The organism is Pedobacter sp. PF22-3 (assembly GCF_026239555.1).
Lineage (GTDB): Bacteria > Bacteroidota > Bacteroidia > Sphingobacteriales > Sphingobacteriaceae > Pedobacter.
Map to the genome: position 1 here is coordinate 1 of NZ_JAPIVP010000015.1, position 23,264 is coordinate 23,264.

A 23,264-nucleotide genomic window follows, 5' to 3' on the forward strand; every position below is an offset into this window, starting at 1 on the left:
CGGATACAAAAGGTACGCAGTTTACATAGCTTAAACCCGTGGTAAAAATCCGCACAGGACCAGTGGTATGGAAACCATCAATCAGGGTTACGCTCAATGGTGCGCTGATCTCGCTTTCGCCGTTGTAAACCGATACCACTTTCTGGGCAGAAGCCTGGCCACCAAGCAGCAATAAAGCTGCCGCGGCACAAAAATATTTTAGCTGTTGTTTCATAGAGCGTTAGTTTTTATAATGATAATTAGTTTGCTTTAAGATATTGCCGTTCTGGTCTTTAATGATTTTCAGGCGCTGAAAGGCATCGTATTCGTAGGTAGTGGTCATGCCTTTGGCATCGGTACTACTTGTCATGCCGACTAATGGGTCAAATTCGAAAGTAGTCATTTGAGCATTTTTTGGCTGAAAACGAATATTGTCCAGCTGATAACCCTCATTAATAGCAATGATATAGGCAGATGTATCCACCAAAATATTATCTATAACCACAAAAGACCAAAGTCCAGTATTTTCTTTTTTCCAGTAACTTAAAACGTAAGTACCATTTGACAAACCGGATATGCTCTTTGAATATCCTCCGATTTTACTATACTTCCCGGATTTGCTATCTCCAACAGTACTTAATCCAGGACCGTTATATTCTTCAAAGTTTTCGTAAAAAATATCAGTCGCCTTAACATTATTACCTTGTGCAAGAGGAACAGATAAGCTATTACCCCATAAAAAACTTGTAACGGAGCCTTTATCTGCTGCTTGTTGCGTAAGTCGGTTTTTGTAATCATAAGTCATACGGAACCGGCTAGTATAGCTTGAGTTTTTCAAGAAAAGGCCGTTTGAAACTGTTGAGAAATCAAAAGAGTTAAGTGGTGTGACCGTTTCAGAAACTAAAATTTGTTTTAAAGTAGGTTGATCAGGGTTAAATATATTGATTGTACCTCCAAAGTATTTCTTTATTAAATTTGTACCTGGTGTAACCAGCTCTGTAAATGATTCTAAAGGGAGAATAATATGTTTTTGTTGCAATAGTTTTATACCACTTGAAATAGAATCAAGTCCAGATGCATTATTTAGGTCAGGATAATCCTGAGGATACTTATAATAGGTATTTAGCGTATCACCCCTAGAATTCCCAACAGATTTTTTAATCAGCTGAAAGTGTCCATTCGTTTTATCATACATATAGTTCTCATAAGTAATTTGCGCCTGAGTACCTGATATATCATACTCGGTGTGCTCTTTTCTTACAACAACATTACGATAAACGGGAATAGCGAACTGGTGTGCATAAATTTTGAATTCCTGACCATTATCATATCCCGGTGAAGTGTATTGACTAAGTCCTTGATTGAAGAGCATTTGCCATATTCTTCGGGGGTTTTCCCTGTCATAATAATAATAATCTTTTACTACAGGCATAAGATTACCCGCAGAAAGTTTATAATGTTTTTCTTCGATTAAATCTCCCCGTCCTCCAGGAATGGACGGGACACTGGCCATTACTGGATTTATAATCCAAGTATTGCTTAACTGGTTGCTGAAATAAAGGATAGTATTAATGTTAAAACTGCTCCCTGCATTATAATTGAATTCTGACAGCCCGTTCAGATTACCACTAGTGCTTTCTGAAATTTTCACTGTAGAATACCCAAAACACGGCGCATCCCGACCATCGCTGAATGGATAAATTGACTGACCATAGCGATAGCTAAAAATATTTAAAGCATCCTGTTGTGGAGACTGGTTAAAATAGTCCGATCCCTGTTGTGAAACATATATTGGCTTATCATCCTCTCTTCCATCAATATAAGTGAATTTTTTGACGTTAGTCGTTTCTGCAAGCGGGTCATAATTAGTAATCTTGCTGACCCGCAAACCACCTGAATAGATAGTTTTATCTACATAAGTGCTAGTACTACTTGTTTTCTCAACATATACCTGGAGCCGGACTTCACAGTTATTAAAAAAAGCCTGTGAATAGGGTTCTAGATATACCCTGTAATTACTGCCTCCCTTTATCACCACAGAAGAATCTTGAGCAGATGCGTAACTCGAAGAAGGAATTGGGATTCTTTTTAGAAACATTCCATTTTCATACAAAACAACATTAAAAAAATAATCTGAAGGATAACTACCATGCCTATCAACCATGCAAAAAATCTTGAGCCGCTTATTGTTCCAGGTATTTGCTGCAACCAGATTACCGTTTGCATCCATAAAACCTGAGACCGACAGTGTACTCGCTCCTGAAGCTTTGTAACCATTGCTTACCGTATCCCTATAAGTCGTTACAAGTTCTTTTCTGATGAACTGATTGGTTTCATATTCAAAGGTTGATTTACCCCCGGTAGGGTATTGAACAGATGTTAATATATTAGCCTGTGCATTGATTGGACTTGCTTCCCTATCTGCACCCGGAAAAGATTGCCAGGCTCCATTTGAAAAAACACTACCACCCGGTATAAACTGACCGTTAAATGCTCCATTAAAATATCCCCAATGATCAACAGAATACGACAACTTCGCAGGAAGGTTGATGTTTTCATTGTAAGAGTAAACAGTTCTCTTATTTATGTTCGCCTCTAAGGAATCTAATTCGGTCACGCTATTCAACTTAAGCCTTTTTGTATGGTTATCATTTGTATATTGGCTAAGCTGTACATTAGATCCAGATACGCCACCAAATCCGCTGGATGTGAAATAGTCATCATTGTTCAAAAGAACTTTTTTGATCAACGCTCCCTTATTGTTTCTAATCTCAATAGCTTTCAAACGGCGGGCGTTTTGAAGATCTTTCCGTTGTTCGTCATAAATAAACATAACAAATCCATCAGAAAAATTTATCTTATTGATATTAAGTTGTTGGTAGATTGAGTAGCTAGCTGTTGTAATGACGCCACGGGACTGCGATGTATGTGGGGAAACATTACCCACTAACTGAGTTTCACCAATAACGGGTAATGGATGCGTATAACTTTGTGTTGAATAGAGGTAATCAAAATTAATTTCGCCATTTACCGGTGATACAATTTTAGTAAGATACCAAGTATTTAAATTATGTGAAACGCGGTTTTCCACATAATAAGGATCGGTTGAATTGGTAGAGTTTAACTGTTTTTGGGTAAAAAAATAGACAATCCCCTTTTCATCTGTGATTTTCCAGTCTGGGTAATATCCATTTGGAATGATTTCAATCTTTAAAGAACCATCACCCAATAAAACCGGCTTAAAATTATTGTCAAAAACAAACTTATAACTACGCTCGCCAATATTGATCATATAAAGATCAGACGCAAAATCGGGAGCTTTCCCATCATAGCCCACTTGAAAATTATAGAAATATTCTTTTCCAACACCATTGTGTGGAAAAGACAACCCACTATAAACAACACCAGATACGCCATTGGCTGTAAATTGATTAAAGTTATTTACCCATAAATAATAGTTATTTTGATAGCTGATAAAAGGATTTTTTGATTGCAGGATTATGTCAGGATCATCTGGCATGTCAGGATAATTATTGGCAAACCCGCCTTCGAAATCGGGAGCGCCACGAACAGTGCTGACAATTGAGCCTCCTGCACTGAGCGCCCATCCAAGTCCAACTTCACTAGCCTCTTCTTTAACTTTTACCCCCCCTGCATGATACATCAAGGAGATTGGTAAGTTAAGATCACCTTCCTTAATCGTATAAACGGGATAAGTTATACTCGGTATTCCCGAAAAGTTACTGACCGGGATGAGTCCAAATTTACCCAATGCAGATACATCTGGAGGAGGAGGGGTAAGCATTGGTGGTTTTACAGTAGTTTGTCCGCTAATCATTTGACAATAAAGCATGGACAGAAAAAGGATAAAAATCCTTAGGATAGAGAATTGACGTTTCATTTATTAAGTATTATTAAGAGAATTATATGATATAGAATATTAGGAGGTCAGAAAGCTAGGGTAATCAAATTTTTTCACAGAAATCGGGAATTTAAACACCCATTCTCGCGATCTATAATTCCAACTATTTATTGAATTCAAATTATTATATTGCATTAATATTAGATTATTTAAAGGTTTAAAAACTGCTACTCATCTGGAACATCGGCAGGTACATGGCAATCAGGATTACGCCTACCACTATCCCCAAAAAGATGATAATTAAGGGTTCCAGTAAACCGCTGATGGCGTTGGTTTTGTATTCTACTTCTTCGGTATACTGTTCTGAAAGTTGCTCGAAGAAATATTCCAAGCGGTTTACTTCTTCCGCGATTTTGATCATCTGGATAAATTTTGCGGGATAAAAATCGTATTTGGAAAGTGCTGCCGAAAGACTGCTTCCTAAAAGAATATCCTTTTCTGCCAATTTGAGTGAATTTTCCACAGGATAAAAGGTAATCATCTGCCGCACCAGTTCCAGTGCCTGTAGCAAAGGGGTGTTGGTTTCGGTGAGTAAGCGCATGGTGTTGGCAAAACGGGCCAGGTAAACCTTACGCGTAATTTCGCCAACAATGGGAATGCGCAGCAAAAGCAAGGAAGCCCCTTTTTTAAACCAGAATTTATTTCGGTTAATAAAATATAGCACAACCAGTGCTACCACCGCAAACAGCATCAGGTAAATATATCGGTCAAACCAATCAGAAAAACTGACAATAAGGGAAGTGATGTAGGGTAATTTGCCACCAAAACGTTTAAATACATCGGCAAACATGGGTACCACAAACTTGATCATAAAAAATACCGCGCCGAAAGAGGTAAAAAGAACCAATAAAGGATAGGTAATGGCACCGATAATTTTGCGCTGCTGGCTGATTTTCGATTTGTAGTATTTTGCCAGTTCGCCCAATACTTCGCCAAGTTTACCTGTTTCCTCCCCTATTTTTACGCTATAATATTCGTAAGGACTAAATTTCGATTCGGCCTGCATGGTTTCGGACAGCGATTTACCTTCTATTACCTGTTTCTGTACGGAAGAAAAAAGTTCCACATCATTTTTTTGCGTATAAGAACCCGCGGTAAGTTCGAGCGCAGAGCGAATATCAATTCCCGATCGGATGAGCGTGCCCAGTTCATTGTAAAATCCTTCCTTTTTCTTATCGGATAATTTACCCTTGCCAAAAGAAATGTCTTTGCTTAAAAAATCAGCAAGACTTGCTGTTTCCTTTTCGTTGGATGCCCCTTTTTTTTTCTGGATTTTTGAAATATCTATTGATGGCATGTTATTTTAGTAAATCGTGAGCACTATAAAATTTCCCTATGGTGATGGGGATCGTCTGTTGTTTTTCCATTTTGAGCATAAAACTGATGTGATCAACAGTATCCATTTCCTGCACTTCTCTTTCTTCAAACCGAAAACGGGTGTCAACCGGTGTGACATGAAAGCTATCCGTACGCAAATTTTCTACCTTTCGGAGGATGGCCGTGTCTGCAAATTGGTAAGTGATGCTCAAACTATCTCCGGTAATATGGATACCATCAACTGTTCTGATCAGGTAGCACCCTTTAGCCACATCTTTTTCCATGGTTCTGCGTAAAGTAAGTACTTCTTCTGCAGTAGCATTTTTTTTCTGAAAAGCATGAAAATAGTCTCCAATCATCTGGTATGCCGTATAACAGATGCTCATGCATATTGCAGCCAGCAGCATGGCAATCGCTATTTCCATCAACGTATAAGCCTCAATTTTCTTTGCTTTCATCCTTCATTTTTAAAAGAAACCTGATATAACCTACAGGAGCGCCATGGTCATTTGCCTTGATCTCTACCATTTGCATGGCGGAAGTGGCCTGTTTAACCACATTGATTTTATAATCGACGCTATCGATCCAGACACTTTCCTGTTCAATACTTCTACTCTCAATAACCTGTAACCTAAGGGTTTCCAGTTGCTGCCCAATCTGCACTTTCCGCATGGATATGCCACTGCTCAGCACATTGGAAAAAAGCCCCATGGCCATAGAAAACACCACCATGATAATCACCATGGCAATGAGTACCTCTATTAATGTGGAGGCTTCCAGCTGCTTGTTTTTCAATTTTGCCATCTCAATATATTTTGCTTTTCAGCATTACCTGTAAATATGGCCGAACTGAGGTATACCCTGCTCCTGGCTTTTCTGTTTAGTATGACATCAATCAGGAAATTCTCATAGAGTGTTGCAGGGGTTTTCATAATAAAGCGGTTACAGGAAACCTTTCCTGCCACCTTTACCCCCTTATCAAGTTTTATTAGTCCTGTTGCGTAAACTTCGCCCTGCACCATGGTTTGCTCACCCAAGCCCACCAGGGTTTGCAAAGCCGATCTTTTGGGTTCGTAACTAAAAATAATGCCCTCAAAGTGGTTGTTTTTTCCGAGCGTGATCTTTGCCTGATCAACCATTTTTTCTTTACTCACCAGCCCTAATACCGATGGATAGTTCAGGCTTACGTCGTTTCCGATCACAATCGAGTCTCTGGCGAAAAGCTGGCAATTGCCTTTAAAACCATCGGCCACTACAATGCTTCTGGCATAAATGATGGTATTATCCAGCTTTGCTGCAGCCGAAATCTTCACCGTTGTATCTGAATATAAAATAACCTGACCAGCAAGCTGGGTAGTGATCTGCCTCAAGCCCGATACATTAAACTTTTTGGCTTTGGCGAAAAAAGAAACCTGCTCATCAGCTCCATTTAAAGTGGGTAGTTTTGTTAAATCAAAATCAAGCTCCGTTTCTATTTCCTTAATCCACTTGCTTTCCAGTCCGCCTAAGGTCCGTTTACTATCGGCAATTTTACCATAAACCAGTTGATCGCCCGAATAAGGCCGGCTATCTACATACGATTTACGCATCCCTGCCTTGGGCACTTCTACATTGCCGGTAATGCGGGTATCGCCACTAACAGACAAAGGTCTGTCTTCATCACTCAGGTACAAGGCCACCGCATCGTTGGTGGTTTCCTGCCCCATCAAAAAACTTCGTTTCAGGGTATCAGCCAGCACGAAACTTTTAACGGTAGCGAGGGAAAAAATGCCCCAATGTTTTTGCTCAATCCATACACTATCGGTCTGGTCGCCAAAAAGATCCAATCCGATGTTATTTTCTTCGGAATTTGCATTTTGGGCCAATACGTACGAGATACCGGAATCCATATTCCTGCTGAGCCTGGCCATCCGTATCTCTTTCAAGTAACTTCCGCGATAATGCGCGGCCAGCATGATCAGTGAAGCGCAGATCAAAGCAATGATGAAAGCTACGATGATAGAGAAATATAAAGCGCCGGCTTTAAGCATAATTAAGGTTTATTAGTCATTAGTTCATTGGTCAATAGTTTCATTAGTCATTGGTTAATTGGTACTTTCAAATTGCCTATAGAGATTGTTGATAACTGCTCAATAAAAAACTAAAAACTACCAACTGAAAACTGCTTACTATTTAACCTTTTTCTTCAGTTCATTGATTTCTTTCTGCTGGCTGATCATGTGAAGCGTTAGTTCTTCTATTTTTTGGAGCAACAGTTTATTCATTTCGCCAAGTTCAATCCCGTTTTTCGCCACTTCTTGTGCGCTTGGAATACCCGGGAGGTGTTTATTTGCTTTAATATAAAGGTCTAAATCTGATAGAGAAGAAATTTTATAATCCTTTCGGAACACGAAATCAGGCCAGCCTGTTGCTTCTACCTTAACTTCTTTGGCCCGTATATTGCCATTAACAGCCAGGCGTTCTGTACCGAAGGTTTCTGTGCCTATGCCCACTTTACCATCTGCACCCACAACCATGTGAACATAATATTTACTATCCACCCAATTTGTCGTACCGATTAAAAAGCGGTCATCCCCACTTCCATAATCATCACCAATATTTACCCTCAAATCGCTCAAATTATTCGCCCTATTAAGCCGGTAAATGGAGAGTTCGTCAGAATTTGAAGTTACTCCGTTGAATGTAAGCCTATTCCCGGCACCTGTTACTGCCCCGGCATCTGCGCCAATAGATAAATCCCCGTTGATAGTCTGACTTTGTGCTTTCACCATAATTACAGCAATCATAAAAGCGAGTGTTAAATAGATTTTTTTCATAAAATATAGTTTATTTGCTTATTATCTTTTTTTAAGTTGGTCAAGTTGTTTTTGCTGGTCTACACTTTCTTTTTTTAGTTCGATGATATAAAGCGTTAACTCTTCAATTTTTTTAAGTAAAAGTTTATTCATTTCGCCTAGTTCAACTCCATTTTCTTTTACTTCTCTAGCAGTCGGTATATCAGGCAAATGTTTGCTTGCTTTGATATAACCTTCCAACGTTTCCAACGTTCCAACATTATAACCTTCATCAAAAACGTAATCAGGCCAGTTAGTGGCTTCTACTTTGATTTCTTTAGCACGGATTTTGCCGTTAACTGAAAGTTTTTCTGAAGGAAGGTCTGTACCTATGCCTACATTGCCGTCAATTACGTTCAGGTTACCAATATAGGTATGGGTGTTATCCCTGATAATATTATAAACAGTTAGGATACCACCATTATCATTTAAGTTATCGTCGTTTACTGAACCAAGTTCTAATGATCCAGCTAGAAAACTGCTAACTTTAAAAATACCTACATCAGCTCCTATTGCTGCTTTCACCCATATCTGACTCTCCCCTCCTAAATTTAACAATGCAAATTGTGGTTGTAACCAATTTGCATAGCCCATGCTATGGTGTTCTTGAATAGAAAAACTTTGCGAATTGATAAACTGAATCCGTCCGGAAATCAAAGATGGTTTATGTGCCGTAGTATGTTTGTAGGTGTATTCAAACTCGCTGTGCATGCCTCCAATTTTAGCTACCAAATACCATTTACCATCAGCAGGTAAACTGAATTGCTGTGCAGATAAACTTATTATACTGCTAAAAAAAACTGCAATTAATATAAATATATGCTTCATTTTATTTTTCTTTTAAGTTTAGATATTTCCGTTTGTTGCCTGACTAACATTTTTGATTGCTCATTCATTTTATGCTCATGCTTAATGATGAACAAAGTAAGTTCTTCTATTTTTTGTTGCTGCAACTTTAGCATTTCACTCACCGCAATCCCATTTTCTTCTAGTTCTCTAGCACTTGGGATTCCAGGCAAATGTTTATGTACCATGATATAACCTTCCAATTCTTCCAACGTTCCAACATTATAACCTTCATCAAAAACATAATCAGGCCAGTTAGTGGCTTCTACTTTAATTTCATGTGCTCTGATTTTACCGTTAACGGAGAGTTTTTCTTTTGGATTAGTGGTACCGATACCCAGATCGCCATTGGCTAGTAAGGTAACGGCCTTAGTTTCGTTATTACCCACAGAGAATCCAATACCATCGAAAGACCTGATTAATAAATCATTTCCGGTGCGTTTAAAACCAGCAATCATATTCCCGCCTAAATCAGTATGTTTTAACCAATATCCATCAATACTATTATATTTAAGATTTACTTCACCGGCCACTTCAAGTCTAGAAGTTGGACTGAGTGTACCCAAACCTAGATTCCCACCAGATAGCACCATAAACGTTTGTCCCATGTCTCCCCACATCTGTACTCCGGTATAGGGGTTTCTTTCCCACCAGGTCCTGGTATCTACCTGTGGTTGTAAAAATGAAAGATCAACAGCGATCCCATCATGCAATGATGCGGAGAACCAATCGCTACCATTTTGATTACGGTACAGCCATGTTTTATGCATTACGTTATTTGCGATAGTTGAACCTCCGGCACTTGATATTTCATAAACATTTCCTTTAACTGTACCAAGCTGAGCTTTCACCTGATTGAATACACTTAATATCAATACGGATACGAATATTATTTTTTTCATTTTATCGTTCTTTAAGTTCAATTTTATCCATTCGTTGAATCATTTTTTTGATGGCGTAATCTTGTTCAGCTTGTTTGGCTTTCAGTTGTATATTTTCAACTGCTACTTTCTTAAGTGCTTTATCTTTTTCAATTAAATGCAAGGTTAGTTCCTCAATCTTTTTCTGCTGTAATTTCACCACCTCTCCTAACACTAAACCATTCGTTTCTATATCTTTTGCACTTGGCATACCAGGCAGATGTCTATTTGCTTTAATATAACCTTCCAATTCTTCCAACGTTCCAACCTTGTAACCTTCATCAAAAACATAATCAGGCCAGTTAGTTGCTTCTACTTTGATTTCCCGGGCACGGATATTGCCGTTTACGGATAATTTTTCACGGGGAGTGGTAGTACCTATTCCGACATCGCCTTTACCAGATATGGATAGTTCAGGTGAGTATAGTCCTGATACGCTTGAAGGAATAAGCTGCACATAATCAACATACATATCCGTTACACCAGGTTGAAAATTCATTCCCCTCATTTCTAAATTAGGAATTCCGTGAGGAATAGATACAGGGATGGTAATCAGCTGCCACTCGTTACTGGCTTTAAACATATTGGGTGTAATCCACATAGACCCATACACGATAGCTCCATATTGACTAACGATATCAAGTGTGAAAAGGTTAGCTATCGAACTATTAGACGACACTTTTATTCTCACCTGAAAAAGATAATTTCCTGCGGTAACTGGTACATAAGGCCCAGCAAAGAAAGTTCCCCCAGCACTACTTGCAGGCCTGAACATACAGGCACCTCCGTTTGCACCGGCATCGTTAATCATGGCAGTACCTTCCGTGGGAACTAATCCATTACTTTCATCATGAAAAAGGGTGGAGATCGCTCCCTGCGAAAAACAGTTGCCAAAACTGACAGCAAGCAATAAGGTTAAAAATAATTGTCTCATCATTTTATTTTTTTTTCTTTTTATTTTCCAAGATATCTACTCGATTAATCAGTGCGTTGATCTGTTTGTCCTTTTCAATCAGGTGTAAAGTCAATTCTTCAACCTTTTGCAACAGTTTAATATTCAGTTCTCCCAGATTGACACCGTTTTCTACCATCTGTTTTGCAGCTGGGATCTCGGGCAGGTGTCTGTTGATTTTTATAAATTTCTCCAGTTCGGCTAATTCAGGAAGCTTATAATCAGCTTCGAATACAAAATCGGCTCCAGCGTTAGTCGAAACCTTTATTTCGCGGGCGCCTATCTTTCCAGCTACAGTAAGCATATCGGTTGGATTAGTGGTTCCAATGCCTACCCTGCTTCCCGTAGGGTTAATAATCAGATCACCTCCCCACTGCGTTAAATTATAATTGTGTGTACCAATTATTGTTCTACCACCAAAGCCACTTCCGATCACCAACCTATCCGATAAATTATCTGATCCACCAAAATCTGCTGCAATCCAACCTCCATTTAAACCAGCATCTTGTCCACTATTAAAAGAATTAATTGAATTACGACTATTCCAATTAAATACAGCATTTCCTAATCGCAAGCGATCCAGATGACTGTTCCCATTCACATTAAAAAGTTCAGTAGGAGAAAAAGTTCCGATCCCAACCTTACCACCTTGTGGATTGATATAGGTATTGCCTTGGTTATAATGGTTAATGTAAGTTGCAAAACCTGCTTTTGAATCGAGATGCAGGTTTCCGTTAGTTACGGCTACAAAAGCGTGATTGGTTACCTGTCCATTTCCTCCAACCTGCAAATATTCTGACCAGGTAGTATTTGGACCATACAGATGATATTGATCTCCGGTGATGTTTATCGCTTGTCCATTTGCAGATGAAACGGCGAAAGAAAATAACAAAGCCTGAAATAAGATGCGTTTAATTTTCATTATTCTTTAATTTTCGGTTTTCAACCTCTAATTTTTCTATTCGTTTATTTAGTTGGATGACGTGTAAAGTAAGTTCTTCCAGACTTTTCAACAGCTTTTTGTTCACTTCACCCAATGCCAATCCATCTTTTTCAATTACTTTTGCAGATGGAATATCAGGCAAGTGTTTATTTGCCTTGATATAACCTTCCAATTCTTCCAACGTTCCAACCTTATAACCCTCATCAAAAACATAATCAGGCCAGTTGCTGGCTTCTACTTTGATTTCTCGGGCGCGGATGTTGCCGTTTACTGCTAATCTTTCATTAGGTGTGAGGGTTCCCATGCCAATGTTACCATTATTTACCACCAACCAATCGTTCATGAAACTGAGCTCCGGACGGCCAGAGAAAGAAGGTGAAAACTTAATTAATTGTTCTTCCTGATCTGCGTTATTGGTTGCAACTATATCCAGATCTATCGCATTACCTCTATCTGTAGTTTTAAACTTCCAGCGGTAAATATTTTCATAATTGGCAGACAGAACGATATTGGTTGCAGCAGGAGAATTACCAAAAATATGAAGTTGATTGTTGCTAAATGAGTTGGTATTAATACCTATTCCCGGAACACTAAATACACCAGATGAGATCAATCTGTTTCCAAAAATATAAAGCCTTAAAGAAAAATCTTCAGTCCCATTATCAATCTCATGAAAATCAATATATTTCCCTAATTCAGATACACCATCACCTCCTATATGAACTGACTTATTCCAATTCTGTGCATTTGCATTTGTAAAAGCCAGACATAAAACTAATGCTATTGGAATCTTATCTATTCTTATTTTCATTTTGTTTTAATTTCAATTCAATTTCATTTAAATGGTTTTGCTGCTGTTTTAATAAGATTTTAAATTCATTAATCTCTTTATCGCGTGCTATAGACTTACTATTTTCTTCAATTAGATGAATTGTAAGTTCTTCAACCTTCTTTAATAATAGTTTATTTATTTCGCCTAGCTGCAAACCATTTAATTCTATTTCATGAGCACTCGGCATCTCAGGCAAATGTTTATTTGCTTTGATATAACTTTCCAATTCTTTTAACGTTCCAACATTGTAACCCTCATCAAAAACATAATCAGGCCAATTGGTGGCTTCTACTTTGATTTCTCGGGCGCGGATGTTGCCATTTACGGATAATTTTTCGCGAGGCATACCAGTGCCTATGCCCACATCGCCATTAGCCTTAATTGTCATTGAAAGAGCCCCTGTGAAGGCCTGACCTTCAGTTACCGAACTTGGTGTATTGGTATAAAATAAAATACCTCCCTGATGATTCTGCCCATTTCCCGGAATTACTATGGAAGCTCCAGACATTGAGGGATGTGTATTTGCAATCTTCTGATCATCATTGTCAGAAAAAAACAGGTTAGAAGACATGAGTACGGTTCCATGATTATTAGAGCTAAAATTGGCATAGTTCTTTGTGCTCGTGTTAGAGTTTGTTTGACCAAAAGCTGCATTAAAGCTTTTAATATTACCAAGTACATCCAATTTTGATGCTGGATTCGAAACTCCTATACCCACATTTCCTGAACTTACCCTCAGTCCTCCCCGCTGGATATCTACATAGCTATTTTGATATGAAATTCCCGGATCAAGGATGATGCCTGTGTCCCAGCTAAGTTTTAATTGTTGATAAGCTGGCGCAAGCCAAGACCCGGGTGTACGGTAGATCCCATAATTCAAAGGTCCTCCATTATACCAGGTAATCCCATCGGGTGTATCGCTTCCATCATTAAGATTATTAAAACTAATTTTTGCCGCAGGGTTTAAGGTACCAATGCCAACATTTCCACCGTTGGTAGGAAATACACTTTGTGCTGAAACGAGCCCAAAGCTTGAACTAAAGAATACAAGAGCGAGAATTTTCTTCATATTTTAATGTTTAATATTTTTCCTGATGATTAACAATTCTTTCATTACGCGATCAATCTGTTGCTGTTGTTTTTTATTGATGGCTTGTTCGTCATGAAGCTGTTTATCCTTTTCAATAAGATGCAGGGTGAGCTCTTCAACCTTTTGCAGCAGTTTGATGTTCAATTCCCCAAGATTTACTCCTTCATCTACCATTTGTTTTGCTGTCGGAATTTCAGGAAGGTGTTTATTGGTTTTTACAAATTTTTCCAATTCTGTTAAGTCTGGGAGTTTGTAATTCGGTTCGAATACAAAATCGGCACCGGCATTGGTAGAAACTTTAATTTCTCGTGCACCGATTTTACCTGCGACAGTTAGCAAATCTGTTGGATTGGTTGTGCCAATCCCTACATTGCCAACAGGATCAATAACCATTCTAACCAAGGGTTGTGAACCATAAGCGGTAGCAAAAACCAATCTTGCCTTAGCATCATTGGTAGCGTCATCAGTAAGCTGAGCACCTATATAGGCCATTCCTTTATTAAATTGTGCATTCCGTGCTATCCAGCTTACACTGCCTGCAGAACTTCCACTCATGATCGAATTATTGCTAAGAATCAGGTGCGATTGACTATTCATTTCAGCATTTGGATTGAAGATCTCAAAGACTTTATTATTTCCACCATGATAATAACTTTGGGGATTTGGTACATTTAAGCCAAGGTTGCCTGAGGGTATGTCCATTGCTAAAAAGCTGGTTCCAGAATATGGACCGCCCAAAAATATTCTTTTAGTGGAAGTGGCCCCATAGATGGATTGCGAATTGTAGCCACCAATAAAAATGGCTTCGGGGTCCCAACCATGGTAGCTACCAATCAGCTGCTGTATAAAACCATTCTGACTACTTACCACAATATTATCATAACTATCTTTAATGGTGATTCTCGGGGTAACCACAGGATCCTGTGCTTTCAATTGCATGATAAAGCAAATGTTCAGCAATATATATATCGAATATTTTTTCATTTCCGTTTTGGATTTATAGCCATTGTTCTTTTGAGCTCAGTTTGCAATGACAAGAGCATTTGCTGCTGATCTTTCATCGCTTTTTTAAGATCATTAATATCCGTTAACTGTGCAGTTAAGGTTTTATCCTTCTCAATCAGATGCAAAGTAAGTTCCTCAACCTTTTGCAGCAGTTTGATGTTCAATTCCCCAAGATTTACTCCTTCATCTACCATTTGTTTTGCTGTCGGAATTTCAGGAAGGTGTTTATTGGTTTTTACAAATTTTTCCAATTCTGTTAAGTCTGGGAGTTTGTAATCGGGCTCAAACACAAAGTCGGCTCCCGCATTAGTGGAAACCTTTATTTCGCGGGCACCAATGTTGCCAGCTACCGTAAGCTTATCCTGTGGATTAGCTGTCCCAATACCTACATTTCCATTTTGCAGAAAACTAAAAACATATGGATTATTCGTATCTGAAAAACTTCCTGTATGCCCACCAAAACCGTTGTCCATTGCTAATAACTTAAATACGCCATTACTCGTTCCCATTTTAAATGATGAGATATCCGGTTGATGAAAGGTGATCACTGGTTGGTTTGCTTTAATTTCGAACGACTCTGCCGGTGCTGTTGTTCCAATCCCAAGGTTTCCCATCAGATAACTTGCTTTACCTAATTCTGATGAAATTGAGGCATTGGGTGTTTGTGGTGTATTCCATGCCGAGAAATTAAAATTTTGACCTGTACTACTGATCCTGGAGGCACTATAATTCGACCACCACATGATACTACTGTCATGTCTTACACCTCCGTTAGCATCGCTACCGATAACCACATCTGCCCCATAGGGATTATTGGGATCTATAACATTATTTCCGGTAGTTACTACCTGTACTTGCGCCAATGCGGCACTTCCTGAGCACAACAGGAAGGAGAGCAATAAAATTTTCATTTGTTTGGTTTAAATTTGAAAAGGATAATCTATTTTTTATTTTTCAGCCCCTTGAGATCAGCATTTTGAGTTTCTACTTTTTTACTTAATTCGATGAGCTGTAAGGTTAATTCTTCTATTTTTTGTTGCTGCAGTTTCAGCATTTCGCTTACCGCAATCCCATTTGCCTCCACATCTTTGGCACTCGGCATTCCAGGCAAATGTTTATGCGTTTTGATATAACTTTCCAACACTTCCAAAGTTCCAACCTTATAACCTTCCTCAAAAACATAATCAGGCCAGTTGGCGGCTTCAACCTTTACTTCTTTTGCCCTGATCTTGCCGTTAACAGAAAGCTTTTCTGTGGGGTTTAATGTACCAAACCCAATATTGCCCGAGTTGTTAAAAAAAGAGAAGCTTTCTGGATTAGCATTTGATGACCAGGTAAATTGCGTTGGTGTAGTGTTTTCCTTTTGAAAGTAAGGAGTAAAATCATTACCTCTAATTAGGAAAGTTAAGCCAAGATTTGCAATTGGTGTTTTGATATAAACATCATAAAGCTCTTCATTCCCATTTTCATTTGAGATTTTTGCATACCATTGCAATTGGTTAGCAGAATTTCCAGATAACTGTAAAATGGGTTTTTGTGTACCCGATAACTTTTGCGGAAAAGAAAAATCGATATAACTACCTCCCGATCCTTGATAATCTACAAAATAAGCACGACCAGCCACACCTCCTTTGCCCCAAAAACCTTGTGAAGGATTATAGTTTTTTATTGAAAATAGTTTTATCCATTCTTGCTCCACCGTATGGTGATAATATTCATAAACATAAAGTTTGGTATTGCTATTTTTATTTGGATCACCCAATATGGTTTGTGCATTACCTAAATGGTAACCAATTAATAAAGCAATTAAAATGATCCAGAATTTGAAGTTTTTCATAATTTTTGAGCTTTAGATTTTAGCGCTTCTAATTCTTTTTTGATAATTATCATTTCTCTATCTTTTTGAATTAGATAGAGCGTAATTTCCTCTACTTTTTTAAGCAACAGTTTGTTCATTTCACCTAATGCTATCCCATTTTCTTGTACTTCTTTAGCTGAAGGAATCTCTGGCAAATGTTTATTCGCTTTGATATAACTTTCCAACTCTGCCAACGTTCCAACCTTATAATCCTCAGCAAAAACATAATCAGGCCAGTTGGTGGCTTCTACCTTGATTTCGCGGGCACGGATATTGCCATTTACGGAGAGTTTTTCTGAAGGAGTAAATGTGCCAAGGCCTAAATTCCCATTTGCACCGAGGTTCATTAACACATATTCGGTATCGGTTCCGGCATCTCTTTTGAGCCATTGGAAAAGTGGAAATGCAGCTCTGCTATCAATCCTAAAGGCAGCGCCTAAAAACGAACTTTTTTTATTTGCTTCTCTAAAGTTCAAACTCATATTAAACAGCGGGACAGTACCGCCAACTTCAGTATTTAATCCTAACGGTATTTCAGCATTCGAAATCAGGATGTTTCCTCTAACATCCAATTTTTCTTGTGGTGTAATTGTTCCTATTCCAACGTTGGCACCGTTGGTAGGAAATACACTTTGTGCTGAAGCCGCCCCAAAGCTTGCACTAAGGAACATAAGAGCGAGAATTTTCTTCATATTTTAATGTTTAATATTTTTCTTGATGATTAACAATTCATTGATTACACGATCTAGCTGTTGCTGTTGTTTTATATTTATGACTTTTTCATCACGAAGCTGTCTATCCTTTTCGATGAGATGCAAGGTTAATTCTTCTATTTTTTGCTGTTGTAATTTTAACATTTCACTCACCGTAATTCCATTCGCTTCTACTTCTTGAGCACTCGGCATTCCAGGCAAATGTTTATGCGTTTTGATATAACTTTCCAATTCTTCCAACTTTCCAACCTTATAACCCTCAGCAAAAACGTAATCAGGCCAATTGGTGGCTTCTACTTTTATTTCGCGGGCGCGAATATTGCCGTTTACGGAAAGCTTTTCCCGAGGGCTTAATGTCCCCATTCCAATATTTCCAACGCCATCAATCACAATATCATCACCATAAAACCATTGTTGGCCATTTCCATACTTATCAAACATCCTTCGGGTGCCCAGAATCATTTTACCGGTAGCATTACCATTACCTGTATTTCCCGCTACAGTCATTATTCTGGCCTGTCCCCAAGGGTTACTTCCGTCTGTATTACCTGGTATCACAAATTCAAGTGAGGAACCTTTATCTTCAAGTCGCCCTCCCGTTTGGGCTTCAACAATAAGACTACTATTAGTATTATAATTATTACCATCGTTAAGGTTTGCTCCATTACCTAAAGCACGAACTTTTGAAGGATTATTCAATTGTGATTGCACCCAATCTTGTGTTGCAACTGTATGCCAGTTACCCCAAGTACTTTGATATTGCTGACGATAGTATAAGCCATCAGTAAAATAACCGAGTCCGATTTGCCCTATCCAGTTATTGCCATGATCATGCTGCATTTCAATAATATGATACCAATCAGAGGATGTAGGGGCATTTATTTGGGTTTGGGCGTTAAATATATACATCCCCGGCATGCCCGTCCCTCCCCAGTTTTGATTAATATTTAAATCACCTGTGTATTGATTGGCATTAGTTTTAACACCATTAGCAGTTGTTAGTGGCTCTTGCGCAATTACCGCCTCAGACAGTCCTAGTGCGGTAATCAATAACAATACTTTCTTATTTAGCATTTTTTAGTTTTTTTTGAGTTAACCTGGTTTTGGTGCTTTTCATTTCTAGCTTTAGCAAGCGTTCTTCATAGCTTTTATTTATTGTTCTCTGTTCAGTAAGTTGTTTATCTTTTTCGATCAGATGCAGCGTCAACTCCTCTATCTTTTTCTGTTGTAATTTGAGCATTTCACTCACCGCAATTCCATTCACTTCTACTTCTTGAGCACTTGGCATTCCAGGCAAATGTTTATGCGTTTTGATATAACTTTCCAATTCTTCCAACTTTCCAATCTTATAACCCTCAGCAAAAACATAATCGGGCCAGTTGGTGGCTTCTACCTTAATTTCTTTGGCCCTGATGTTACCATTTACTGCAAGTTTATCAGTGGGTGAATTCACGCCTATGCCCATATTTCCATTACCTAAAATTCTTAAGAGTTGTCTTTCCTGACTAGCATTATTATAACTATAAAAAGCAAACCCACCTTGAGATCCGGCGCCTTCGTTAGCAACAAAATCAGTCTCTCCATCTCCAGCAGTCCTATTCCAGCCCATCAGCATCTTACCTGTACCTGCCAGGCTTTGATACGCAACAGGGTTTCCGTACATATCAAGGTTTGCATACTGTCCTCCAAACTTTACCGTACCCATCACATCCAATGTCGCACTAGGATCTGATGTACCGATGCCTACATACCCATTATATTGCCAGGTCATAGCATGCTGATCTGGCACATTGTTCTGATTGGCTGCTCCGTTTACAAAAAGGTCTAACCTCGAGCCCCACACATTCGGGCCACCATGAGCAATCCTAAATTCTGCCGATTCAGGATAACTGTAATTCGGTGTCCCAGGGCGCGAAAACTTCAACAGCGATTGTGCAGACGAGACTACACCAGCTGGTTTGCTATCTGGATTAACTAATATATGCAATGGCGCACTAGGATTAAGCGTACCAATTCCTGCCGGGCCATTATTTGGAAAGGTATTCTGTGCATGAGTCAGGCTTCCTCCACACATTATGGAGCAGAGCATTAAAAATTTAAAATTCATGTTTAATGTTTTTGTTGATCAGTTTTTGGATTATTGTCTTCCAGAATTCCCATCCTTTTAATCAGTTCATCAAGTTTTTATCTTTTTCGATGAGATGTAAGGTTAGTTCTTCTATTTTTTGTTGCTGCAGTTTCAGCATTTCACTTACCGCAATCCCATTTACTTCTATATCTTTGGCAGATGGCATTCCAGGCAAGTGCTTGTTTGCTTTGATATAATCTTCCAACGCTTTCAACGGCCCAACCTGATAACCATCTTCAAAAACATAATCGGGCCAGTTAGTAGCTTCTACCTTGATTTCTTTAGCGCGGATGTTACCATTTATGGCCAACTTATAATTGTTGTCAGGAATGGCCATGTTAATCGCCAAATTCCCCTCATGATCACTTGTAATTACTGACTTGATGTTTAACGGAAGTAGCTCTGTTAACCCTGAAGGAAGAGATTCAGTGACGGTATTTACCACTAGTTTGGTCGCGTCTCCTCCAAACATACAAGATTTAACGGCTATGGCAGTCCAGTGGTTAGTAATTAAATAGAAATCTATATTACCATTCGTATTATGATAAGCATGCAGAGAATAGCGGTCTGAGATACCACCCGTCGTAAATTTTGTTATTCTTAACTCATTTCTGTTGGCAATATAATAAGTAGTTTCGCCTGTTTGATAAGATTCCCAGGCTCCTCCCAAAACCTCTACCTTTAGTTTCTGCAAATTGGAGCCATCACTTGGGGGCAGGCTCCCTAGATATACATGCAATTGTTGCCCAGCATTTCCAATTATTTCTTTGCCATATTGTGCTTTTAGAAGAAATGGAAATAAGTATAACAAGATTAGGATTATTTTTTTCATGATGGGTTGAGGAGTGTTAATAAGTATATCGTTTAAATTTTCAGCTAATGATTAGCAGTTTATTTTATTTTCTTCAAGATTTCTTTAAGCATTTTATCCTGGCGGTCAAGCTTCGTTTCGAGAGTGGTGATTTTAAGGTTTTGTTTGTTAAGCTGCTTTTCTTTTTCGATCAGATGTAAAGTGAGCTCCTCAACCTTTTGCAACAGCTTAATATTCAGTTCACCGAGGTTTACTCCATTTTCTACCATCTGCTTGGCCGTTGGGATTTCGGGAAGTTGTTTATTGGTTTTTACGAATTTTTCCAGTTCGGCTAATTCAGGAAGTTTATAATCGGGTTCGAAAACGAAATCGGCACCTGTGGTATTTACCACTATTTCATTGGCCCGGGCTTTTCCGTTTACGTCAAGAAGATACGTACTGTTAGCTTGACTTGTTTTACCAATGATTACATTACCATTGTCACTAATTACAAATTTCGGCCCCATCGCGGAATTATCCTGATTATAACTCCAAAACTGTAGAGAATTACCATAATATCCAGTCATATTGTATATCGCCCAGCGATAGGCCAAATTACTGGCCGTTTTATTAGGGTTTTCGAGCCACAAAGATCCGCCTTCATTTGAGCCTACATTAGACAGAATACTGCCAGCAACAGATAATTTTTGAGTTGGGTTATCTATTCCTATACCTACATTACCAGCACCTTTTAGTGTTAAAACTGTTTTGGGACCATTTTTATAGGCTCCTAGCACGAGGTATGGATCTGCCGGATTACTTACATAATTGAAATGAAATTCATCTTCAGAACCATTTGTACCTTCTGAAAACGCACCTTTAAATAAAATAGTTCCTAAACCGCCACTTAAACTCGGCGCAAGTCTTAACACAGGCCTTTGACCTTCAATCTGCAATACTGGTCCGCCAAACCAAGAGGTTGGATTTAGTGTACCAATACCCACATTTCCTGAAGTTGGGAAAGTATTTTGGGCAAACAAAAAGTTACCCGTAAATAATGAGAGGCCAATTAAGATGATTTTTTTCATTGTTTTGTTTTTTTATCTTTTTTAAAAATGGATTTTAACCAACGGGCAATTTTCACTGCCCTGCTGGGTTGGTAAGCGATAACCTTACCTTTATTGTAGCGGATAACCTGGATACTATCGGCACTCACCCGCTTTTCCAGTTTCCCATTTAATAAACCATCGAGGTATTTTCCCCTTTCCAGCAGTATACCATCCTGATCGTATTTTTCAAACCTGCCGTTGGCTTTACCTGAAGAATAATTAATGATTGAATCCAGTTTTCCGTCTTCACCCCAGTTTTTCCATCTACCTGTTTTCAGACCCATTTGGTATAATCCCTGTGTTTTAAGTCCTTTGGTATCGTAAAATTCATTATATATACCATCCAGCAGTTTACCGCTATAGCCACCTTGGGTGTATCGGATCTGGTTGCCGCTAAACCAGGCATAATTTCGGTCAGATTTCATATTACCTAACCCTGTTTCCGGTTTTTGCACATAAAAAACAGCTTTATAATGCTCGTAATTAACGGTATGGGTATAGTGATCTACATTAAAATAGGATGTTATTCGTTGTGCACCAGCCTTAAAAAACAGCAGGCACAGCAGGAGCATGGTGATGTAAACTAATTTCATTGTTTTATAGATAAAAATTTTGTTGCGTTCTGGTATTCGACTTTTATCGAATCACCAATCCTTTTTATAAATTTTAAGCCATTTGCCCGTTCACCCTCACTAAGCATGACTTCTTTCCCATTTACACTGATAATGGCGACATGTGTTTTTTCTGCACGGTTATAAATCTGCCCGCTATAAATAATTCCCGACCAATTTACCTGCGGTTTAAATGGAGCAGGTGTTGTTGGTGATATGGGTGTTGATGGTTTGTCCACAGGTTTGGGTTCGGCAGCAGTTAAGGCAAAAGGATCTGCATAGTTCATTTCCAATGTTACCTGGTCTTTTGCATGATCAATCATATTAAAATAAGGCTCTTTAATGGTCCTCGAATTAACTGGCACGTTATCTTCAGTAGCCAGCCCGGTAAAAACCCGATAAAAAATAATACCCCATACACCTGCTACACAGCAAATGAGCAAATAGGTGGTTCTTTTACTCTTCATCATTACTGTATGGTAAAAGTTCTGATCTCACTATAGGCACCAGCATTTCCGGCTTTATCAAAAGCCCTCACTCTCCAGGCAACGGTTTCACCAACGTTACCGGCATCAAAAACGTGTTCGGTAGAAGTTACGATCAGTGGATAACTCTTACTATAGGGCGTCTGTTCATCACTTTGGTATACCGATATCTCATAACGTTCTGCATCGGCAAGTCTACTCCAAGTTAGCCTTACCGGCCGGGATACGGCCTGCTTATTAGAGGGGGTATTGAGCAATACCCGTTCAGGACCTGTAACATCATAGATCAAGCTTCTTACGGTACTCCATTTCGAGTTCTCCACGCTGTTTTCTGCCCGTACACGGAACTGATAAGTTCCTTCCTTGCTTAGTGTTTGTAGAAAGCCCAGGTTATCAGTTGTAATGTTGAGTGTCATGTTATTTTCATCGAGAAAATTATTATTATCTACCTGTAAGCGATATACTTTGGCACCGAAAAGCTTAAGCCATTCGTATCTTACATCAGGTTTTGAAAAATAAAGTCCACTTGACGGAACCGTAAGCTGTACACTCTGCTCTTTAAGACTGGAAGGAAATATTTCAAGCGAACGGGTACTGTAATTACTTGCACTACTACCGTTTTCGCCCCTTACCCGCCATTCATATTTTCCCGGGTCCATGGTATATACAAATTTTTCGGTCTTGATCAAAGTATCCAAAACCATTTTACTTACACTGTCAAATTTTGGCGAAACGATCTGTAACCGGTAAAAGAGCGCATCGGCCATTGGGTTCCACCAAAACGTCTGTTGATAGCTATTGGTTTCGAGTTTATTGGCAGGGGCCAGGATATCTATACTTCGATTTTCTATGGATGGCTCTATAAATTCACTGCAGCCTGCCATTAATAGCAAAACACTTACCATTAAAAGATTTATATTTTTTTTCATC

The 23,264-nt window shown here is 38.8% G+C and carries 24 protein-coding genes; all 24 read right to left on the reverse strand.

The genetic code is table 11. From position 1 onward, the window contains the following. Positions 1 to 214, reverse strand: a 214-nt coding sequence (locus OQX63_RS17500) for a hypothetical protein (RefSeq protein WP_265852113.1), incomplete at its 3' end; no start/stop codon positions are given. A 6-nt stretch (positions 215 to 220) separates the two neighbouring features. Further along, the gene (locus tag OQX63_RS17505; RefSeq protein ID WP_265852114.1) at positions 221 to 3,880 is read right to left on the reverse strand and encodes an RHS repeat domain-containing protein; all 3,660 of its coding nucleotides are present in this window, start codon (positions 3,878 to 3,880) and stop codon (positions 221 to 223) included. 178 nt (positions 3,881 to 4,058) lie between these two features. Next, a complete protein-coding gene (locus OQX63_RS17510; protein ID WP_265852115.1) occupies positions 4,059 to 5,198 on the reverse strand; it encodes a type II secretion system F family protein in 1,140 nt (379 codons plus the stop codon). 1 nt (position 5,199) lies between these two features. Then, positions 5,200 to 5,676: a hypothetical protein gene (locus tag OQX63_RS17515; RefSeq protein WP_265852116.1), complete on the reverse strand. Its 477-nt coding sequence runs from the start codon at positions 5,674 to 5,676 to the stop codon at positions 5,200 to 5,202. Next, the gene (locus tag OQX63_RS17520) at positions 5,657 to 6,022 is read right to left on the reverse strand and encodes a type II secretion system protein (RefSeq protein WP_265852117.1); all 366 of its coding nucleotides are present in this window, start codon (positions 6,020 to 6,022) and stop codon (positions 5,657 to 5,659) included. Before OQX63_RS17520 ends, OQX63_RS17515 begins: the two co-directional genes overlap by 20 nt. Beyond that, entirely contained in the window at positions 6,010 to 7,248 is a 1,239-nt protein-coding gene (locus OQX63_RS17525; RefSeq protein WP_265852118.1) for a hypothetical protein, read from the reverse strand. Before OQX63_RS17525 ends, OQX63_RS17520 begins: the two co-directional genes overlap by 13 nt. A 138-nt stretch (positions 7,249 to 7,386) precedes the next feature. Continuing rightward, positions 7,387 to 8,034 (reverse strand): hypothetical protein, encoded by a 648-nt coding sequence (locus OQX63_RS17530; RefSeq protein ID WP_265852119.1) that lies wholly within the window; start codon positions 8,032 to 8,034, stop codon positions 7,387 to 7,389. Positions 8,035 to 8,055: 21 nt separating this feature from the next. After that, positions 8,056 to 8,880 carry a hypothetical protein gene (locus OQX63_RS17535; RefSeq protein WP_265852120.1) on the reverse strand — a complete coding sequence of 275 codons (825 nt, stop codon included), beginning with the start codon at positions 8,878 to 8,880 and terminating at the stop codon, positions 8,056 to 8,058. Further along, on the reverse strand, positions 8,877 to 9,800 hold the full coding sequence (locus OQX63_RS17540) for a hypothetical protein (protein ID WP_265852121.1): 924 nt from the start codon (positions 9,798 to 9,800) through the stop codon (positions 8,877 to 8,879). Before OQX63_RS17540 ends, OQX63_RS17535 begins: the two co-directional genes overlap by 4 nt. A 1-nt stretch (position 9,801) precedes the next feature. Beyond that, positions 9,802 to 10,755 carry a hypothetical protein gene (locus OQX63_RS17545; protein WP_265852122.1) on the reverse strand — a complete coding sequence of 318 codons (954 nt, stop codon included), beginning with the start codon at positions 10,753 to 10,755 and terminating at the stop codon, positions 9,802 to 9,804. Position 10,756: 1 nt separating this feature from the next. After that, complete coding sequence (locus OQX63_RS17550) at positions 10,757 to 11,692, reverse strand: hypothetical protein (RefSeq protein WP_265852123.1); 936 nt, start codon at positions 11,690 to 11,692, stop codon at positions 10,757 to 10,759. Next, positions 11,682 to 12,524, reverse strand: coding sequence for a hypothetical protein (locus OQX63_RS17555; protein ID WP_265852124.1), 843 nt, complete (start codon positions 12,522 to 12,524; stop codon positions 11,682 to 11,684). Before OQX63_RS17555 ends, OQX63_RS17550 begins: the two co-directional genes overlap by 11 nt. After that, positions 12,505 to 13,614 (reverse strand): hypothetical protein, encoded by a 1,110-nt coding sequence (locus OQX63_RS17560; RefSeq protein ID WP_265852125.1) that lies wholly within the window; start codon positions 13,612 to 13,614, stop codon positions 12,505 to 12,507. Before OQX63_RS17560 ends, OQX63_RS17555 begins: the two co-directional genes overlap by 20 nt. 3 nt (positions 13,615 to 13,617) lie before the next feature. Further along, positions 13,618 to 14,619: a hypothetical protein gene (locus OQX63_RS17565; RefSeq protein WP_265852126.1), complete on the reverse strand. Its 1,002-nt coding sequence runs from the start codon at positions 14,617 to 14,619 to the stop codon at positions 13,618 to 13,620. Beyond that, positions 14,616 to 15,551: a hypothetical protein gene (locus tag OQX63_RS17570; RefSeq protein WP_265852127.1), complete on the reverse strand. Its 936-nt coding sequence runs from the start codon at positions 15,549 to 15,551 to the stop codon at positions 14,616 to 14,618. The genes OQX63_RS17565 and OQX63_RS17570 overlap by 4 nt, the downstream gene beginning before the upstream one ends. Before the next feature lie 29 nt (positions 15,552 to 15,580). Beyond that, positions 15,581 to 16,477, reverse strand: coding sequence for a hypothetical protein (locus tag OQX63_RS17575; RefSeq protein ID WP_265852128.1), 897 nt, complete (start codon positions 16,475 to 16,477; stop codon positions 15,581 to 15,583). Then, positions 16,474 to 17,190: a hypothetical protein gene (locus OQX63_RS17580; RefSeq protein WP_265852129.1), complete on the reverse strand. Its 717-nt coding sequence runs from the start codon at positions 17,188 to 17,190 to the stop codon at positions 16,474 to 16,476. Before OQX63_RS17580 ends, OQX63_RS17575 begins: the two co-directional genes overlap by 4 nt. Positions 17,191 to 17,193: 3 nt before the next feature. Further along, on the reverse strand, positions 17,194 to 18,285 hold the full coding sequence (locus OQX63_RS17585) for a pyocin knob domain-containing protein (protein ID WP_265852130.1): 1,092 nt from the start codon (positions 18,283 to 18,285) through the stop codon (positions 17,194 to 17,196). After that, positions 18,275 to 19,318: a hypothetical protein gene (locus OQX63_RS17590; protein WP_265852131.1), complete on the reverse strand. Its 1,044-nt coding sequence runs from the start codon at positions 19,316 to 19,318 to the stop codon at positions 18,275 to 18,277. The genes OQX63_RS17585 and OQX63_RS17590 overlap by 11 nt, the downstream gene beginning before the upstream one ends. Before the next feature lie 61 nt (positions 19,319 to 19,379). Continuing rightward, positions 19,380 to 20,171 carry a hypothetical protein gene (locus OQX63_RS17595; protein WP_265852132.1) on the reverse strand — a complete coding sequence of 264 codons (792 nt, stop codon included), beginning with the start codon at positions 20,169 to 20,171 and terminating at the stop codon, positions 19,380 to 19,382. Between the two features lie 59 nt (positions 20,172 to 20,230). Further along, complete coding sequence (locus tag OQX63_RS17600) at positions 20,231 to 21,217, reverse strand: hypothetical protein (protein WP_265852133.1); 987 nt, start codon at positions 21,215 to 21,217, stop codon at positions 20,231 to 20,233. Next, positions 21,214 to 21,831, reverse strand: coding sequence for a toxin-antitoxin system YwqK family antitoxin (locus OQX63_RS17605; RefSeq protein WP_265852134.1), 618 nt, complete (start codon positions 21,829 to 21,831; stop codon positions 21,214 to 21,216). The genes OQX63_RS17600 and OQX63_RS17605 overlap by 4 nt, the downstream gene beginning before the upstream one ends. Further along, positions 21,828 to 22,319 carry a hypothetical protein gene (locus tag OQX63_RS17610; protein WP_265852135.1) on the reverse strand — a complete coding sequence of 164 codons (492 nt, stop codon included), beginning with the start codon at positions 22,317 to 22,319 and terminating at the stop codon, positions 21,828 to 21,830. The genes OQX63_RS17605 and OQX63_RS17610 overlap by 4 nt, the downstream gene beginning before the upstream one ends. After that, a complete protein-coding gene (locus OQX63_RS17615; RefSeq protein WP_265852136.1) occupies positions 22,319 to 23,263 on the reverse strand; it encodes a hypothetical protein in 945 nt (314 codons plus the stop codon). The genes OQX63_RS17610 and OQX63_RS17615 overlap by 1 nt, the downstream gene beginning before the upstream one ends. Position 23,264 lies beyond the last annotated feature (1 nt).

What these genes read in the sequence shown, in the direction of transcription:
- OQX63_RS17610 (WP_265852135.1), bottom strand. Translation starts at nt 22,319, where the DNA reads ATGATGAAGAGTAAAAGAACCACCTATTTGCTCATTTGCTGTGTAGCA.
- OQX63_RS17575 (WP_265852128.1), bottom strand. Translation starts at nt 16,477, where the DNA reads ATGAAAAACTTCAAATTCTGGATCATTTTAATTGCTTTATTAATTGGT.
- OQX63_RS17600 (WP_265852133.1), bottom strand. Translation starts at nt 21,217, where the DNA reads ATGAAAAAAATCATCTTAATTGGCCTCTCATTATTTACGGGTAACTTT.
- OQX63_RS17565 (WP_265852126.1), bottom strand. Translation starts at nt 14,619, where the DNA reads ATGAAAAAATATTCGATATATATATTGCTGAACATTTGCTTTATCATG.
- OQX63_RS17615 (WP_265852136.1), bottom strand. Translation starts at nt 23,263, where the DNA reads ATGAAAAAAAATATAAATCTTTTAATGGTAAGTGTTTTGCTATTAATG.
- OQX63_RS17555 (WP_265852124.1), bottom strand. Translation starts at nt 12,524, where the DNA reads ATGAAAATAAGAATAGATAAGATTCCAATAGCATTAGTTTTATGTCTG.
- OQX63_RS17580 (WP_265852129.1), bottom strand. Translation starts at nt 17,190, where the DNA reads ATGAAGAAAATTCTCGCTCTTATGTTCCTTAGTGCAAGCTTTGGGGCG.
- OQX63_RS17525 (WP_265852118.1), bottom strand. Translation starts at nt 7,248, where the DNA reads ATGCTTAAAGCCGGCGCTTTATATTTCTCTATCATCGTAGCTTTCATC.
- OQX63_RS17595 (WP_265852132.1), bottom strand. Translation starts at nt 20,171, where the DNA reads ATGAAAAAAATAATCCTAATCTTGTTATACTTATTTCCATTTCTTCTA.
- OQX63_RS17545 (WP_265852122.1), bottom strand. Translation starts at nt 10,755, where the DNA reads ATGATGAGACAATTATTTTTAACCTTATTGCTTGCTGTCAGTTTTGGC.
- OQX63_RS17505 (WP_265852114.1), bottom strand. Translation starts at nt 3,880, where the DNA reads ATGAAACGTCAATTCTCTATCCTAAGGATTTTTATCCTTTTTCTGTCC.
- OQX63_RS17530 (WP_265852119.1), bottom strand. Translation starts at nt 8,034, where the DNA reads ATGAAAAAAATCTATTTAACACTCGCTTTTATGATTGCTGTAATTATG.
- OQX63_RS17515 (WP_265852116.1), bottom strand. Translation starts at nt 5,676, where the DNA reads ATGAAAGCAAAGAAAATTGAGGCTTATACGTTGATGGAAATAGCGATT.
- OQX63_RS17535 (WP_265852120.1), bottom strand. Translation starts at nt 8,880, where the DNA reads ATGAAGCATATATTTATATTAATTGCAGTTTTTTTTAGCAGTATAATA.
- OQX63_RS17550 (WP_265852123.1), bottom strand. Translation starts at nt 11,692, where the DNA reads ATGAAAATTAAACGCATCTTATTTCAGGCTTTGTTATTTTCTTTCGCC.
- OQX63_RS17605 (WP_265852134.1), bottom strand. Translation starts at nt 21,831, where the DNA reads ATGAAATTAGTTTACATCACCATGCTCCTGCTGTGCCTGCTGTTTTTT.
- OQX63_RS17590 (WP_265852131.1), bottom strand. Translation starts at nt 19,318, where the DNA reads ATGAATTTTAAATTTTTAATGCTCTGCTCCATAATGTGTGGAGGAAGC.
- OQX63_RS17585 (WP_265852130.1), bottom strand. Translation starts at nt 18,285, where the DNA reads ATGCTAAATAAGAAAGTATTGTTATTGATTACCGCACTAGGACTGTCT.
- OQX63_RS17510 (WP_265852115.1), bottom strand. Translation starts at nt 5,198, where the DNA reads ATGCCATCAATAGATATTTCAAAAATCCAGAAAAAAAAAGGGGCATCC.
- OQX63_RS17540 (WP_265852121.1), bottom strand. Translation starts at nt 9,800, where the DNA reads ATGAAAAAAATAATATTCGTATCCGTATTGATATTAAGTGTATTCAAT.
- OQX63_RS17570 (WP_265852127.1), bottom strand. Translation starts at nt 15,551, where the DNA reads ATGAAAATTTTATTGCTCTCCTTCCTGTTGTGCTCAGGAAGTGCCGCA.
- OQX63_RS17560 (WP_265852125.1), bottom strand. Translation starts at nt 13,614, where the DNA reads ATGAAGAAAATTCTCGCTCTTGTATTCTTTAGTTCAAGCTTTGGGCTC.
- OQX63_RS17520 (WP_265852117.1), bottom strand. Translation starts at nt 6,022, where the DNA reads ATGGCAAAATTGAAAAACAAGCAGCTGGAAGCCTCCACATTAATAGAG.